This is a genomic window from Rossellomorea sp. LJF3 (genome assembly GCF_037046045.1).
Classification (GTDB): domain Bacteria; phylum Bacillota; class Bacilli; order Bacillales; family Bacillaceae_B; genus Rossellomorea.
Genome location: NZ_JBANLY010000007.1, coordinates 64,171 through 80,093, shown reverse-complemented (window position 1 = coordinate 80,093; position 15,923 = coordinate 64,171). Strand labels below are relative to the sequence as shown.

Genomic DNA, 15,923 nt, shown 5'->3' with positions numbered 1-15,923 from the left:
TTCATTCCTTCATCCTATATTTCTTGTTCATAGTTAATCCCCACATGCTTCAAATTCGCAAAATCAATTTGCAGGTCTGCATATCGTTTCAAGTTGACGTCCACTTGGGCTGGAGTATACTGTATGTTGGGATTTTGAGGACGAGAATTGTTGATCACCCTTTGTGGTTCAACATCCACTTTTACGCTTCCGGGAGTGTATCCAATTTTGACGCTCCCTGCCGAAGGAATCCATCCTATGTTGAACTCATACATTTGATCTTCACTGTTCCGCTTCGCCTGAGCGGCGATTGCATTACCGCCGTTCTCGATCATCATCAGCTCGTCCCCGTCCTGGGCTACCCGGGCAAGTCCCGTCAGCCAGTCTTCGTAGCCTTGTTGAGAAAATTCTTCAATCCTGCGGCGCGCCGATTTCAAGTCCATATCGGCCCTTGCCTCGGTTTGATCGATGGTCAGCTTGGAGGGCGTCCGTTCAATCTCCATCTTTGCAAGCGGTTGCTGGATATCCAGTACTGCCGGTGGTTGTTCGATGTCCATCCGCCCTGGAGTCGTCCGGATGCTCAGGGCTGCTGATGTGGACTGCAATCTTATTTGTGGAACGTTCACACACTGTCACCTCCATGTAAAAAGGGACTGACCCCAAGGTGACAAAACACCTTAAAGGGTCAGTCCCCTTGCTTTTATCGTAGAAAATCCATCAATGTCGGCTGGATGATTCTGGCCCCAACGCTGAGTGCCGCTCTGTGGACACTTTCCTGGGTTTTCAAATCCGTGATGACGCGTTCAATATCGGCATCTTCGTTATCAGAAAGTATCCGGTTTGCCGTCACTTCCTGTTGGCCCAGTCTGTCGTCTACCATTTCAAGACGATTGTATCTGGCACCAAGTTCAGAACGTTCTGCTGATAACGTATTCATTACACTATCTAGCTCTTCTAGCTGGCCATCAAGAGCTGAAACATCTCCCGACTCCAATGCTTTTTGGATATTGTGCACCGTGTCGAACAATTTCTGGTTAAAAACCTTATTTGGATTAACATTGGCTTTTAAAGAAACACCTTGTGAAACCTCTACAGGATAAGAATCAATAGCACTGTTGCCTAGATTATCAGCGACCTTTGGAGCACTCCCATCTGCGGGATTCCTATCCTTAATCGGAGAATTCCCAACATCCGTTCCATGAAAAATATATCTTCCTGCCACTTTCGTTTCAGCAACACTGACAAGGTCATTTTTAATTTGCTCTATTTCAACAGCAACTGCCTTCCGATCTTCCGGGCTTAACGTTCCATTTTTCCCTTGAAGCGTCAACTCCCGAACACGCTGTAAACCTTGATTTGCCTGATCGATTCCGGACTCCGAGTTTTCCATCCATAGGTAAAGCTCAGAAAGATTCCTCTTATACTGTTCAATCCCAGTCAGGTTCGAACGATAAAACATCCCTTTCATCGCAACAACGGGATCATCCGAAGGCTTCGTGATTTTCTTTCCTGTCGCCAACTGGTCCTGCAATTGCCCCATTCGTCCATAGGAAGAACTGAGGTTTCTCATCGAGTTCGCTGTCAGCATACTTTGAGTAACGCGCATGTTATTCACCTACCTATCTTCCAACGGTCCCCATGCCGTTGATGATTTTGTCGAGCATTTCGTCCTGCAGTGTGATCATTCTGGCAGAGGCGTTGTAGGCATGCTGGAATTTGATCATGTCGGTCATTTCTTCGTCCAGCGAGACTCCACTTACTGACATCCGACGTTCGTCCACTGCGCCTCTTAGTACACCAGAGTTGCTAGCGAGGCGGACAGATTCTTGTGATTCTACGGCCATTTTTCCGATCACGGATTCAAAATGACTTTGGAATGAGGCTTCTTTTTCACCGTAAGGCAGTTTAGTCGTAGTGATGATGTCGGCAAGTGCGAGAACGTTTGATGCGTCTCCGAGGGTCGGATTATCTGCACCTGCTGTCGCGATGTTATCAAGGTTGCTCATTTCATCGGCTACCTGCATTCTTTGGGCGAATCCTTCTTTTGAAACACCATCCAGATCTACTGATGCATTCTTTGCATCCTGGAAGAACTTCGGTGTATCCGGAGTATCAGTGTCAGGATTGAAGTTTGGATCGTTCATCTGCTCAGGTGTGAATCCTTGTTGATGTTGGTCATTGAATGCTTTGGCGAATTCATACGCCATGCTGTCCAGTTCATCTAGCATACTAATGTATGAGCCTTCTGCTTCACCGTCATTATTTTTATAGCCGTATGTATCAACAAGGGCTCTTAGTTTTCCTTCACCTTGAGATAGGAAATCTTTGATATCGAGTGTTTGTTGACCAATTGAGACGGAATCCACCGAACTTTGAGGACCATCATAAGTAAGCTTAAGTTCATTGACTCCACCTTGCCCAACAAGGTTAACGGCCAGGTTTCCATCCTTACCAACCAATGTGACCGTGACAGCACCTTCTGCAATCGGTGACGACGCTCCCCCATTGGACTGGTAACTTGTTTGGATGGAAACATGCTGTGAAAGTTCATCGATTAATCGATCCCGTTCATCATATAAATCGTTTGGAAGATAGCCATGTGGTTCTACGTCGGCTATTTGTTTATTAATGTTATCGATTTGTCTGGACAGGGAGTTGATTTGCTTTTCACTGACAGACAACTCATTTTTCAGATCGCCTCTGACACTTGTTAAAGAAGAGGATAAGTAGTTGAACGTTTCAGCAACGGCTTTCCCTCTCTCAACGACGACTGACCGTGCACCTGAGTTGGACGGGTTTACGGCTAAATCCTGAAGGGACTGCCAGAACATATCCATCGTTTTCGACAAGCCTGAATCGGATGGTTCGTTCATGACCTCTTCCATCTTTTTCATCGCTTCCATTTTTGTTTCCCAGTAGCCGAGCTTTTGGTTTTCACCTCTGTACTGCATGTCCAGGAATGAATCACGCACACGTTGAATAGAACCGGCTTCGACTCCCGTTCCGATTTGGCCTGGGATTTGCGGACGGTTCATGGCTGGGGAAGGATAAGGTCTCGTTTGTTCAAAGTTGACTCGTTGACGGGTATATCCAGGGGTATTGGCGTTGGAGATGTTATGGCCGGTTGTATAAAGGGCGCCCTGCTGGGTATACATGCCTCGTTTTGCCGTTTCCAGGCCCATAAAAGTGGATCGCATGGTGTTGCCTCCGTTTCAATTAGTAAGTGCTATGCTTTCGAATCAAAGATGGATCGACTTGCCGGTGCTTTCTTTTCCCCGTTCGGTCGTGAATAGGTGGATGATTCCGGCTGCGGTTGCGTCATGGATAGATTCATATTCACGAATTGAAGAGATTGGTAGACAAGCTTTTGATTCAGCTCGTTTTGAGCCTTCAATTCTCCGATGATACCGACCAGTTTCCCCTGCCATTTGGCGAGCGTTTCTTGTTCCTGGAGTGAACTGTGCTCGATGCACTGAGAAATCGTGGGAGCCTCATTGAAAGGCACTCCCCTTGATTGAAGATAGTTGCTGGATTCCCGCTGCCGCTCTGCTTCCACCGTATTGATGGCGGCCAAGTGCTTCTGTTCATCCTTCAATACCCGATCAAGTTCACTCATATCACCTTTTTTAATGACATCCGTCTTATTAACAGAAAGATCGAACAAACTTTTGTGCAGCTTATATAGTTTTTCAAGAGTTGAGATTAGATTGGTTGCTGACATGTTTGTTCGCCCCCTCTTTATTGTCCGTTATAGAAATTCTTTAATCCTTTAGCAATGGCTTTCGGATCGATGGTATAGTTCCCAGTCTGAACTTGATCTTTTAGGGATTCCACTCTGGCTTGGCGCTCTTTGCCGAGTTTGGAAACCTCCTGCATCTCTTTGGCAGCAGAAGAAATTTCGATCTTGTCGGAAGCCGGTTTGCCCGCTTTCCCGACCTGGTCCATTTTATTAAGATTACGCTTGTAAGGATTGATGTTTTGATTTCCGATATTGTTAATCTTCATCATTTTCCCTCGCTTTCATCACGTCCATTGTTTCTACCTAGTATATCGGATATATAGGAGATTTGTTTAGTAATAGAGCCTGGTTAGTTCTTCCTCATTTATTTTACTCTATACTAGTTCTTTTCTCTCATGGTGTAATACGTTCTCTGACCCGATTCCTGGGATTTTTTCTTCCATTCCTGTTCGGTTTCGAACTTTTTCAGACCACTGGCAAGCTCTGATGAACAGTCACCGCAGATTCGTCCCGTCCCAATAATCTTCCCACATTTATCACAAGGATAACCCAGATTCGGAAATTGCCTCGTCTGTATACGGCCCTTTTTCACCCATTTATATAGAAGTTCTTCGTCTACTCCCGTCACTTCAATCACACGTGCCATGGTCGCCGCACGGTTTTCCCGCTTCTTTAAAAATTGATAAACGGTCTCATACATACTTTCTTCTTCTCTATAACACTTGTCACATACATCACGAAATTTATTTTGCATAAAAATCGCGTTGCAGCGTGGACAGTTGATGATTTCTGACATATCTGTTTCCTCCCGGTGAAGCTTCTCTTACCCCTTATATCGGCAGAAGAGGGGATTGCTTTAACCCCTCGCGAGAGTCAGGGAAGAAACCTCGTCAGCACCCGCTTCCTTCAGTAGCTTCGCCGCCTGCCTCAACGTCGTCCCCGTCGTATAAATATCATCAAACAGCAGAATCGATTTGCCTTTCACATCTACCTCCACCAACTGAAAAACCTGCTTCTGCCGAAGACGCTCAGCACGCGTCTTCTTCGACTGCTTCTCAGAATGCAAACGGGTGAGGATATGTGAGGGACGGACCTCTGATTCTTCCAGTAGAGCGGTAGATTGATTGAATCCTCTCTCATAGAGGCGTTCATCACTGAGGGGGATTGGGATGATGTGGTCATACTCTATTTTTGTAAGATAAGATTTAATAGTATGGGAGAAGGCTTTTGCCAACGCGTGATCCCCACGGTATTTGTATCTGGCCAGGTACTCTTTCAGAAAATCATTATAGTGATAGAGTGAATCGTTTTTATGGAGGATTCCCCGCCACTCGGGATCCAGCTCCCACCGGTGGCAGTCCAGGCAGATCTCTTCTTTTACGAGATTGGATGGCAGTGCCTCCATTGAACGGGAGCACCCCCTGCAGCGTTCTCCTTCTATCTTCTCCAACTGCTTCTCACATTCCTGACACAAAAATTGAGGCTCTCTGTAAAATAACCCTCTCCACGACCACACCTCTTCGACTCGGGTAATACAATTCAAACAGTTAGTGACCATGAAGCAACCCCCTTTTCCCCGCTTCCTTATTCATTCGGTCGATATGAAGCAGCGCCTTGATCATTTCCCTTGTACGACCATAATGGAAATACACGATATCCCCCGTTGGATAGTCAGCGCTCCTTCCCACCCTGCCGGCAATCTGAACGAGGGCACTTTCGGTGAAAATCTTTTCTTCCGCTCCAAGGACGGCCACATCAATGTTCGGGATCGTCACTCCCCGTTCCAGAATGGTTGTCGTGAGTAAAATCGGAATTTCTCCCTGTCTCATTTTCATGACTTTTTCTTTTCGTTGGGCATCTTCGGCATGAACCGATTCAATGAGGGGATGCATGTCTTGAAATAGAGGCAGGGCCTTTTCCATAAGGGCGACTGTTGGAAAGAAAATCAGGGCTTGTTTCGATTGCTGAAGCCTTAATGAGGTCCATTTTTTCAGTGCAGGGGGAATTTGATTTTTCTTCAGGGATTTTTTCCAGAGTCCGCACCAAACAAACCTGGGAAGGGGAATTGGATGCCGGTGGAAACGGGCCGGGATTCCAATAAAGCTTCTTTTTCCCCGGGCACATTCCTGTTGCGTTTTCTGATCCGGGGTTGCTGTCAGATAAATGATGGACGATTTGGGCTTCCGGGCTTTTTCTACTGCCCCTTGCAGGGAGGAATCGTAGGAATAGGGAAACGCGTCGACCTCATCTATGATCATGACATCGAAGGCTTCTTTGTACCTGTAGAGTTGATGGGTGGTAGAGAGAACAAGTTGACCGTAGCTGTGCCGGTCCTCTGAGCCCCCGTACAGGGTGGTGACCCCTGTTTGAGGAAAGACTTTTTTGAGGCGGGGAGACAGTTCCAGGATGACATCGGTACGGGGTGCGGCAATGCAGACTCTCTTGTTTTGCCCAAGGGCTTCATCTATCCCTTCAAAAAGAACCTCCGTCTTACCGGCTCCGCATACGGCCCATACGAGAAGGTCGTTGTTGGCTTGAATGGCAGTTATCATTTGTTCCGATGCTGCTTTTTGCGCTTCTGAAAGGGTACCGGTCCAGTCGAACGTTACCGGTGGAGACTCCGGTCCTGGACCATTCCACCTTAGGAGAGGCGTGCACTCAGACACCCTTCCCATCATGATGCAGTTCCGGCAGTAGGTGCAGCCGGTATGGCATCTGGAACAATTGAAGGTAGCAAATAGATGAGGATTGTTATTTCCACAACGATGACACCTGCCTTTGTCCACACCCTTTTCATAGGAAATATAGCCATTCACATAGTGCTCGTGCAGGGTATGGATTGAAAATGGGATCTCGTCTACTAATAAAGATCTTCCACTTAAATAGGATTGTAGTTCTGAGGAAAATTGAAAGGATGGATTAATTGGTTGAGGCGGATTGGAAGTGAATTCCGAGATTTTTAGGAGAAGGGGAGGTGGTTCTTTTACGAGGGGCTCAGGGATTAACCTGTGATCTATTAAAACAAAACGCAAATACATCACTCCTTATGTTGGATAGTATTTTATTCTACATGGGAGGTTGAAAATCCTGCATACTAAAAAACGGTGCCAGGCACGAAACGATCGTTTCGTGCCTGGCACCGTTAGAGAGTGTGGGAGTGTGTACCTGGTACGTGACGACTAATTTGTACCTGGTACATCAAGCGCCACTTGTACCAGGTACAAATAAAAATCAGAAATCAACACCCAATCCCACTACCTGCTCATCTTTCGAGCCCAGCCCATCCCCATCGAACCCTCACCTAAATGAGTCCCAATGACCGGACCGAAGTAACTCACATTGAATTCCACGTTCGGATACTTCTCCTGAAGCTCGCTCTTCCACTCGATCGCTTCTTCTTCCCGATTGGCATGTATGATGGAAGCTTGATAGGCTTCTCCGGACGCTACCGCTTCTTCAAGGATTCCTTCCACCCGCTTCAACGCTTTCTTTTTCGTGCGGATTTTTTCAAATGGGACAATGACTTTGTCCACGAAGTGCAGCAGTGGTTTTACCTGCAGCAGGCTTCCGATGATGGCCTGTGCTTGGGATAACCGCCCGCCGCGCTGCAGATGGGCAAGATCGTCGACCATGAAGTAGGCCTGCACAGATTCTTTCATTTCATCCAATAAGCCAACGATTTCTTCTGCGGTTTTTCCTTCACGGGCAAGTTTGGCCCCTTCGATGGCGTAAAAGCCTTGGATCATGCAGCTGATTTCTGAGTCGTATGGGTATACTTTAATGCTCTGGACCATTTCACCTGCCTGCACGGCACCTTGGTATGTCCCGCTGATTCCGCTGGATAGGTGAATGGAGATGACGGCATCGTAGTCTTTGGAAAGTTTCTCGAACAGCTCGACGAATTTTCCGACCGGGGGCTGTGACGTGGTGGGAAGCTTTTCCTGGATGCTGACTTCTTCGTAAAATTCACTTGCCGTAATATCAACTTCTTCTTGATAGGTTTCTCCTCCGAAAATGACGCTGAGAGGGATCATATATATGTTGAGTCGATCACGCAATTCTTTCGGGATGTAGGCGGTACTATCCGTTACAATTGCCGTTTTCATATAGAATTACCATCCTTATGTTTTATTTTTAATAGCTTGTGCTATGCGTTAGTCTACCTTATGTATCTTACTCATTTTATATGAAAAGAAGTTGGTTTGCATTAATTTCTGGGGAGTTTCGGGACCCTGAAACTAAACAAACGTTTGACTAGTGCGCTCACCCCTTGTGGGACAAGGGATTCAACATACTAATCAAACGTTTGTTTAAAGGTCTTACCTCGTCCCTGCCGGCAGGGATGTGATGATTTTCTTTGATTTTCTGGACGATAGGAATACCCCTGCGAATATGATCAGCAGGCCTAAGATGAGATTGTGGGTCACGGGCTCCCTTAGAAGCACGAATCCCCAGATCATCGCTGTACCCGGAATCAGGTACGTCACAGTCGAAGCAAATTCAGGACTCCCGTTGGTCATGATGTAGAAATACAGAAGCGTCGCCACACCTGAACCGAGGCAGCCGAGGCCTAAAATGCCGAGGATGACCTCTCCTGACGCTAAATCACCGACAGCGATGGGATCCGTGATCATCATGCCGACAAACCCGAACGCTGCCCCGATCAACAGCTGAAACGTGGAGATGACGACTACACTGGTTCCTGCCAGGTATTTTTTCGTGAACTGGGAAGCAAACGCATAGCTCATCGTGGCCAGTATCATCGTTCCCACCCCGACAAAATCAGACGAAAAGATGCCGCTCACTTCAAAGTTCATCAAGACGAGGATGCCGATGAAACCGACCGCGATCCCGATCCATTGAAACCCCGTTAACACAACAGAGAAGAATAAAAACCCAACCAGCCCCGTCCAAATCGGAGTGGTCGCGTTCAATATCGAAGCGGTATTGCTGTTGATCTGCGTTTCACTTAAGGCGATCAGGGTCCAGGGAAGGGCCGCATTGCCGATCCCCACAACCAGGAGTTTCCATAAAGGAAGTGATTTCTTCCCTTCTCTTTTCCTCTGTATGAAAAAGATCGGAAGAAGAACGAGTGCCCCTGCCAGGCATCGTAAAAACACCGTGCCCCATACTCCTGCCGGTTCCACCAACCATTTGATGAAGACGAACGACATGCCCCAGATCAGGCTTAAGCCGATTAGCGCCGTGTATAATCGTGCCAACTGGCTCCCTCCTCTCTTTTGTATACCAAAAGTATATTTTAGTAGATGAATAGATGTTATAGCATATTTTTTATATGTTCTATCCTATCTTATTACCCCTTAAAAATAAACAAACAATTTTACGCACGACCATCCCTTTACAAAAGTTTTACATTTTTCAAATAAATCATACTTTTACACCATTTTTATTTGATGTTGATGTGCTAGCATGTAATTGTTTGACAATTAACTACATAAATAGGAGCGATTCTTTTGAAAAAAATATCCAATAAGAAAAAAGTCATTGCCGGCAGCGCTTTGGCCCTTGGCCTTCTGATTCCTCAAGCCACTCCTTCCATTACTTATGCAGACGTCATGGACAAAGATATTGTAAAGCTTCGCATACTTGAAACAACCGACATCCACGTGAACCTCGCAAACTATGATTACTATCAAGATACAGTAACAGATAAATACGGACTTGCCAAAACGGCTACCCTGATCAAACAGGCCCGCGCGGAATCGAAGAACTCTTTATTATTCGATAACGGAGATCTGATTCAGGGAAATCCGCTTGGAGATTATGTAGCAAAAGAAGACCCGCTTCAAGATGGGGAAATCCATCCTGTCTACAAAGCGATGAATCTGCTGGACTATGATGCCGGGAACGTCGGGAATCATGAGTTCAACTATGGTCTTGATTTCCTCGGTACATCATTAAAAGGCTCCAACTTCCCATATGTGAACGCCAATGTGTACGTAGATGATAAAGACGGGAATCCCGACAATGACAAGAACTATTTTAAACCGTACGAAATCCTTGATCGCACCGTAGTCGATGAAGACGGTGAAGAGCATGCAATCAAAGTCGGCGTCATCGGTTTCGTCCCTCCTCAGATCATGCAGTGGGATAAAGGGAACCTTGAAGGGAAAGTCGTTGCGAAAGACATCATTGAGACTGCGAACAAGTTCGTCCCTCAGATGAAGGCTGACGGTGCTGACGTGATTGTCGCGATCCCTCACTCGGGTATCGGTAACGTCACACAGGAAGGCATGGAGGAAAACGCAACGTATGACCTTTCTAAAGTAGATGGAATCAACGCGATTTTGTTTGGCCATTCACACGGGGTCTTCCCTTCGGATTCATATAGCGGGATTGAAGGGGTGGACGTGAAGAAAGGAACGATCAACGGCGTAGGATCGGTCATGCCTGGTTCCTGGGGAGATCATCTCGGACTCGTTGACCTTGAACTTGAATTGAAGGACGGAAAATGGGATGTGACGAATACACAGGCTTCTACCCGTTCGATCCTGAATCCCGATGGAACGCCTGCTGTCGAGGCAGACCAAAGCATCCTGGACGCAGTGAAAGAAGAGCACGAGGCGACGATTGAATGGATCCGCAGTGCAGTCGGGGAAACAACTTCTCCAATCAATAGTTATTTCGCTCTTGTAAGTGATGATCCTTCCGTACAGATCGTGACAAACGCACAGAAATGGTATGTTGAAAAGTATATCAAAGGAACTGAATATGACGGCATCCCTGTTCTGTCTGCAGGTGCCCCGTTCAAAGCGGGTACACGAGCGAATCCTGATTATTATACAGACATCCCGGCAGGTGAAATCGCCATCAAGAACGTTTCCGACCTGTACCTGTATCCAAACACGCTTCAAGCCGTGCTGCTCACAGGTGCCGACGTGAAAGAATGGCTTGAAATGTCTGCGGGTCAGTTCAATCAAATCGATCCTTCTACATCAGAAGAACAAAATCTTGTGAACGGTGACTACCGCTCCTATAACTTTGACGTGATTGACGGCGTTACCTATGAAATCGATGTAACCCAGCCTTCTAAGTACGATGCTGAAGGCGTCCTGGTGAATAAGGACTCAAGCCGGATCAAAAACCTAAAGTTTAATGGAAAAGCCATCGATCCGAATCAGAAATTCATCGTGGCAACCAATAACTATCGTGCAAGCGGAAAATTCCCTGGCGTGAAGAACTCAGAAATCATCGTCAAATCACCGGATGAGAACCGAAATGTGATCATTGATTACATCATGGAGAAAAAGACCATCGATCCAGAAGCGGATGGGAACTGGTCCTTTGCCCCTGTGAAAGGAAATGCGAATATCGTTTTCGAAACATCCCTGAAAGCTCAGAACTACATCAAGGATGCCAGAAAGTATAAGTTCCTCGGAGAACAGGAAAGCGGGTTTGGTAAGTATTCGATCAAACTGAAAGAAAGCGATGGAACGAATCCTGGACAGGAAAAGAAAGAAAACCGCGGCTTCATGACAAACCTCATCTCGAATGTGGCTAAGTCATTTGATTTCTTAAAATAACCGTTTGTCCCAAGAACCTCCAATTAGGGGGTTCTTTTTCTTATTTATAGAGTGAGATCTTCCTCCAATAGACTGATATTACCCACTCCCAACTGAAACCATTTAACTTTCATGGGTTTTCGTCATATAATGGTGGGGTAGGATTGAATAGTGTAGAGATGAAAATTACTTTATAGGACTGATTTAGAATGTACAATAAAGAAAAAGTGTTTGAAGAATTAACGAAGGTCATGCACTCGGACAATATTAAGCGTGACGAATTGTTAAGGGATCATTTGTATACGAAGCTCGGGGGAAGAGCAGACTTCTTCCTTACCCCGACCACATATGAAGAAGTTCAAAACATCGTGAAGCTTTCGAATAAAGTCGATGTACCGTTTACGCTACTCGGAAACGGCTCGAATTTGATCGTGAAAGATGGTGGGATCCGCGGTATCGTCCTTCACTTAACCAACTTTAAGGACATTAAGGCAACGGATCAGCTGATTGTCGCTCAAAGCGGCGCGGCCATCATCGATGTGTCGAGGCGTGCTTTAGCCGAGCAGCTATCGGGGCTGGAGTTTGCATGCGGGATTCCGGGTACCGTAGGCGGCGCCCTGTTCATGAACGCAGGGGCGTACGGTGGAGAGATCAAGGATGTCCTTGATTACTGCCATGTCGTCGATCGTGAAGGCAACCTTGTGAAACGGACAGCGGCAGAACTTGAGCTTGATTACCGTCACAGTAACATCTCGGAAAAAGGGGATATCGTCCTGGAGGCGACGTTCAGTCTGCAGCCCGGGGTCTATGAAGACATCAAGGCGATCATGGACGATTTGACGGATAAACGGGAGTCCAAGCAGCCACTTGAATATCCATCATGTGGCAGTGTCTTTAAACGTCCCCCTGGATATTTCGCAGGTAAATTGATTCAGGATAGTGAACTCCAAGGTACGAATTTCGGCGGTGCAGAAGTATCCACCAAACACGCCGGCTTCATTGTGAATAAAGACAACGCAACGGCATCGGATTATATTTCACTGATTGAACATGTCCAGAAGACGGTGAAAGAAAAGTTTGATGTAGAGCTTGAGCGGGAAGTCCGCATCATAGGGGAAGATCTGGAATAATGAAAAGTCGGGAATCATTGGATTTCCGGCTTTTTTACTTCCCTCTCTTTAAACATAAAAAAACAGCCTAAACGAATTTAGACTGAGCAGGGTCTCTTTTCAAAAAGGGTCCATTAGCTATCTCTTTTTAGCAACAGGAGCGGGCTTGGTTCTGCGGTATTCCCTCAATCTTATAATCTGGGATTGAGATACTTTCGCATCCAGTTCATAGGCTTCACGAGCCTTAAAATAGAGCAGTGACAAAGCTAATGCCCTCCTTTATCAATAATTAGTTTCTCTTTACCCGGAACACACCGGATAAAACCAATTCCATTAAAAAAATTTTTTCTCCGCTCAGAAATTATAATTCCACAAGATCCTCCATTCATCTTCTTCTACCGCCACGAAGCAGGTTTGAGTAATCATCAGCTCTCCGAATTGGCTATCGAAGTACATGTTCACTTCCGCTTTCCTCACATTTTTGAACTGAAGCCCTTCCTCGTTAAACGTAAACTCCTTCACCTTTTCGATGCTCCCTATTTCCACATCGAACTCGTCTACCCCCATATGCCCCATGAATACATGATTCTTCGTTTGGATATAGGAGGATTTGGGGAACTTGTTTTTCATTTCCGAGTGAAATAGCTCCCACGCATTTCCGAAGTCCCCATCTTTTTCGAAGTCATAAAACTCCTTGATCACTTCTTCAGGTGTATCTGGTTCCTGGGTTTTTCCGATAAACGTGAACAGAGCGACCACCAGGATGATTGCCCCGACTGCACCGATCATCAGGGGAACCGGGCTTTTCCTTCTCATACATCCACACCCCTCACTTATAATCCATCTTATGAGGGACATGCAAGTTGTATGAAATAAAAAAAGCTTCACGAACCATTTAAGGTGTCACGAAGCTCCAACGAGGTTTCTCTAAAAAAAGGTACACAGCTGTTTTATAAGACTCCCATTTTACGTGAAATGTCTTCCCGTTTTTTTTGAAGGTACTGGTGATACCGGTTATCTTCATACATGTCAAATATTAAAATGGATTTATTAATATAAGATAAGGCTTTTTCCAGCTCTCCCTCTAGTTCATAATTGTACCCCGTGTGATAATAAAGTTCGCCTAAACCAAATAAATGTTCCTCTTCTAAACACCATTTAATAGCCTGGTCACAGTAGGAATTGGACTCTTTATACTTACCTAATCTGGTTAAGGTCCTGGCAATATAATAAAGCAATCGTGTTTTAATCGATTTATCATTAAGCTGGGTACTGGATTGTAAAGCAGATTGAACTTCCTCATAAATAGCCAAAGACTCCTTCAAATTTCCTTGTCCATGTTCAAAAGCCCCTAATGTCATATGTATTTCGATTTCACGTTCTGTCATGGCCCTCTTTTTATTCAGTGTTAATGAAAGCGCCTCTTTCAAAAGAGTCAGCCCTTTCTTCTGGTCTTTTTCTACTTCAAATAGATAAATACTTTTATGCCAATACAGCAATTGCAGATTGGTTGGGCTTCTAAAGAAGAGGGGATTTTTTTCTTCTGTCTTTACCATTTCAATCATTTCATCATATTTCAACCTTACTCTGAAGTTTCTTAATTGACGCTCGACTTCTTTCACATAGTCTAATCGTGGGGTTGTTCCGATTTCAAAGAAGTAGTTTACGTCTACTCCGAGTTTTTCGGAAATTTGATAAAGAGCAGTAGCACTCGGGTAAATGTCCCCTTTTTCTATGCGGCTGACTAACGCCTGCGTACAGATTCCTTCGGCAAGGTCCCCTTGCGTTAATCCAACGACCTTTCGCAACTCCCTAATTTTTTTACCAATGATTGAGTAATCCAAAACCCCACCTCCCAAAATATTAATATCTTTATATTTCCAATGAAAACATGCCATTTTCAGCAGAAAATCAGTTTCTGGTTAGCCTCAATAGCCGAGAACACAAATACATGAATTTCTTCCTTATGATTTAATAAACCTAACGACAAATTACAATACCTTTTGATAGTGCTTCTCCTAGCGGGAAGTGCTCTTTTTTTGTGAAGATATCTTCCCTGATTCATTCCTGAGTTGGTCTATTTTCCCTCTGATAAACCGCACAAATTCTAAATTATTTTGAATTTCAAAAAAAGTGGCAGCCTTCTCAAAATAGGGAAAAGCTTTTTCATATTCACCTTGAAGCTCCAGGTTATATCCTAAATGATAATGAAGTTGAGCAAACCCATATATATGCTCTTCTTTAACGATCCACTTGATTGCCTTTTTACAATATCGAATGGATTCCTGATAATCTCCAAGCCTTGTGTAAACTCTTGCCATATTGTACAGGAGCTTCGTTTTGATCGATTTATCCTGCAACCATTCTGCAGTAGAGATTGCAGCTTTTACTTCAGAATAGTGACAGAGTGACTTTTGATAGTTTTCATTACTGAAATGGAAAGCTCCCAGGGTAAGAAGGATTTCCATTTCTCTTTCTGACAACACTTTTTTACTATCAGCAGTGAGTTGAAATGCCTTGTGTAAAAGGTCAAAAGCAGTATCCTGATCTTTAACAACTTCAAATTGATAGATCCCCTTATGCCAACAAAGAAGTTGAGCATTTACGTGGTCCTTGAATAATGAATTGTTCTCTTCGTTTTTGACCATTTCCATCATTTCGATATATTGATGATTAATCCGCAATTTACGAAGTTGTCTTTCCACTTCTTGAATGTAATCGAGACGGGGAGTCATCCCGATTTCAAAGAAATAGTTCACATCCACTCCAAGTTTTTTCGAAATCTGATAGAGGGCTGTGGCGCTGGGATAAATATCCCCTTTCTCCATTCTACTGATCAAAGCCTAGGTGCAGATTCCATCGGCTAATTCACCTTGAGTTAACCCGATAGCTTTTCTCATTTCCCTAATCTTTGTCCCAATAATCGAATAATCCACTACCGATCCCCCCTAACTAAAAATATTAATATATTTATATATTATCAGAATCCATGCCATTTTCTTAGGTAAAATACCATAAATTCACTCAAACAAACTCAGACCGCCAATACAAACATTTCTAATCTATGTTTTAATAATTGTAACGACAAATTACAATACCTTTGGACAGCACTTCTCTTAATGGGAAGTGCTCTTTTTTTGAGGGACGGACCTCTATCAGATTTCATAGAGCTCCAACGGCAGTCCATCCGGATCTACGAAAAACGTGAACCGTTTATGAGTATACGGATCTATTCTTATTTCTTCTGCTTCAATCCCTTTTTGATTTAACTCCTTTACCGCCTCCTCGATATCCTCCACTTCAAAGGCTAAATGACGCAGTCCTTGTGCTTCCGGATAACTCGGACGGACCGGGGCTTTAGGGAATGAGAACAATTCGATGATATATTCACCATTCAACGCGAGGTCGAGCTTATAAGAATCTCTTTCTTCCCTGTAAATCTCCTGCTTTATATCCAAACCGAGTTTGTTGACGTAAAAGTCTTTCGATTTGGTGTAATCTGAGCAGATGATGGCGATATGGTGGATTTTTTTGAAGTTCATGTTGGATCTCTCCCTTTATTGATATAAAAAA

17 protein-coding genes are annotated in these 15,923 nt (G+C 44.7%); 2 read left to right on the top strand and 15 right to left on the bottom strand.

What is annotated here, in order from left to right; all coding sequences use genetic code 11:
- Positions 1 to 14: 14 nt before the first annotated feature.
- From V8G47_RS09090 to V8G47_RS09045, 10 genes are all read right to left on the bottom strand, one after another.
- Positions 15 to 605: a DUF6470 family protein gene (locus V8G47_RS09090; protein ID WP_336199827.1), complete on the bottom strand. Its 591-nt coding sequence runs from the start codon at positions 603 to 605 to the stop codon at positions 15 to 17.
- A 74-nt stretch (positions 606 to 679) separates the two neighbouring features.
- Complete coding sequence (flgL, locus tag V8G47_RS09085; RefSeq protein ID WP_336199826.1) at positions 680 to 1,585, bottom strand: flagellar hook-associated protein FlgL; 906 nt, start codon at positions 1,583 to 1,585, stop codon at positions 680 to 682.
- 13 nt (positions 1,586 to 1,598) lie between these two features.
- Positions 1,599 to 3,176 carry a flagellar hook-associated protein FlgK gene (flgK, locus tag V8G47_RS09080; RefSeq protein WP_336199825.1) on the bottom strand — a complete coding sequence of 526 codons (1,578 nt, stop codon included), beginning with the start codon at positions 3,174 to 3,176 and terminating at the stop codon, positions 1,599 to 1,601.
- A 29-nt stretch (positions 3,177 to 3,205) separates the two neighbouring features.
- Complete coding sequence (locus V8G47_RS09075; RefSeq protein WP_336199824.1) at positions 3,206 to 3,700, bottom strand: flagellar protein FlgN; 495 nt, start codon at positions 3,698 to 3,700, stop codon at positions 3,206 to 3,208.
- A gap of 17 nt (positions 3,701 to 3,717) precedes the next feature.
- Positions 3,718 to 3,984: a flagellar biosynthesis anti-sigma factor FlgM gene (gene flgM / locus V8G47_RS09070; RefSeq protein WP_336199823.1), complete on the bottom strand. Its 267-nt coding sequence runs from the start codon at positions 3,982 to 3,984 to the stop codon at positions 3,718 to 3,720.
- A gap of 113 nt (positions 3,985 to 4,097) precedes the next feature.
- A complete protein-coding gene (locus tag V8G47_RS09065; protein ID WP_336199822.1) occupies positions 4,098 to 4,514 on the bottom strand; it encodes a TIGR03826 family flagellar region protein in 417 nt (138 codons plus the stop codon).
- Positions 4,515 to 4,574: 60 nt separating this feature from the next.
- Positions 4,575 to 5,276 (bottom strand): ComF family protein, encoded by a 702-nt coding sequence (locus V8G47_RS09060; protein ID WP_336199821.1) that lies wholly within the window; start codon positions 5,274 to 5,276, stop codon positions 4,575 to 4,577.
- Entirely contained in the window at positions 5,266 to 6,750 is a 1,485-nt protein-coding gene (locus V8G47_RS09055; RefSeq protein WP_336199820.1) for a DEAD/DEAH box helicase, read from the bottom strand. Before V8G47_RS09055 ends, V8G47_RS09060 begins: the two co-directional genes overlap by 11 nt.
- A 222-nt stretch (positions 6,751 to 6,972) precedes the next feature.
- Complete coding sequence (locus tag V8G47_RS09050; protein WP_336199819.1) at positions 6,973 to 7,824, bottom strand: DegV family protein; 852 nt, start codon at positions 7,822 to 7,824, stop codon at positions 6,973 to 6,975.
- A 213-nt stretch (positions 7,825 to 8,037) separates the two neighbouring features.
- The gene (locus tag V8G47_RS09045; RefSeq protein WP_336199818.1) at positions 8,038 to 8,940 is read right to left on the bottom strand and encodes a DMT family transporter; all 903 of its coding nucleotides are present in this window, start codon (positions 8,938 to 8,940) and stop codon (positions 8,038 to 8,040) included.
- A 252-nt stretch (positions 8,941 to 9,192) separates the two neighbouring features.
- On the opposite strand from V8G47_RS09045, the gene V8G47_RS09040 reads away from it, so the two are divergent.
- Positions 9,193 to 11,262 carry a bifunctional 2',3'-cyclic-nucleotide 2'-phosphodiesterase/3'-nucleotidase gene (locus V8G47_RS09040; RefSeq protein ID WP_442970817.1) on the top strand — a complete coding sequence of 690 codons (2,070 nt, stop codon included), beginning with the start codon at positions 9,193 to 9,195 and terminating at the stop codon, positions 11,260 to 11,262.
- Positions 11,263 to 11,450: 188 nt separating this feature from the next.
- Entirely contained in the window at positions 11,451 to 12,371 is a 921-nt protein-coding gene (gene murB, locus V8G47_RS09035; RefSeq protein WP_336199817.1) for a UDP-N-acetylmuramate dehydrogenase, read from the top strand.
- A gap of 117 nt (positions 12,372 to 12,488) precedes the next feature.
- Here the strand turns inward: murB and V8G47_RS09030 are convergent, their stop codons facing one another.
- From V8G47_RS09030 to gloA2, 5 genes are all read right to left on the bottom strand, one after another.
- Positions 12,489 to 12,614 carry a hypothetical protein gene (locus tag V8G47_RS09030; protein ID WP_336199816.1) on the bottom strand — a complete coding sequence of 42 codons (126 nt, stop codon included), beginning with the start codon at positions 12,612 to 12,614 and terminating at the stop codon, positions 12,489 to 12,491.
- 90 nt (positions 12,615 to 12,704) lie between these two features.
- Positions 12,705 to 13,166 (bottom strand): hypothetical protein, encoded by a 462-nt coding sequence (locus V8G47_RS09025; protein WP_336199815.1) that lies wholly within the window; start codon positions 13,164 to 13,166, stop codon positions 12,705 to 12,707.
- A 134-nt stretch (positions 13,167 to 13,300) separates the two neighbouring features.
- A complete protein-coding gene (locus V8G47_RS09020; protein ID WP_336199814.1) occupies positions 13,301 to 14,194 on the bottom strand; it encodes a helix-turn-helix domain-containing protein in 894 nt (297 codons plus the stop codon).
- A gap of 174 nt (positions 14,195 to 14,368) precedes the next feature.
- Positions 14,369 to 15,190: a helix-turn-helix transcriptional regulator gene (locus tag V8G47_RS09015; protein WP_336199813.1), complete on the bottom strand. Its 822-nt coding sequence runs from the start codon at positions 15,188 to 15,190 to the stop codon at positions 14,369 to 14,371.
- A 315-nt stretch (positions 15,191 to 15,505) separates the two neighbouring features.
- Positions 15,506 to 15,892, bottom strand: coding sequence for an SMU1112c/YaeR family gloxylase I-like metalloprotein (gene gloA2 / locus V8G47_RS09010; RefSeq protein ID WP_336199812.1), 387 nt, complete (start codon positions 15,890 to 15,892; stop codon positions 15,506 to 15,508).
- Positions 15,893 to 15,923: the final 31 nt, after the last annotated feature.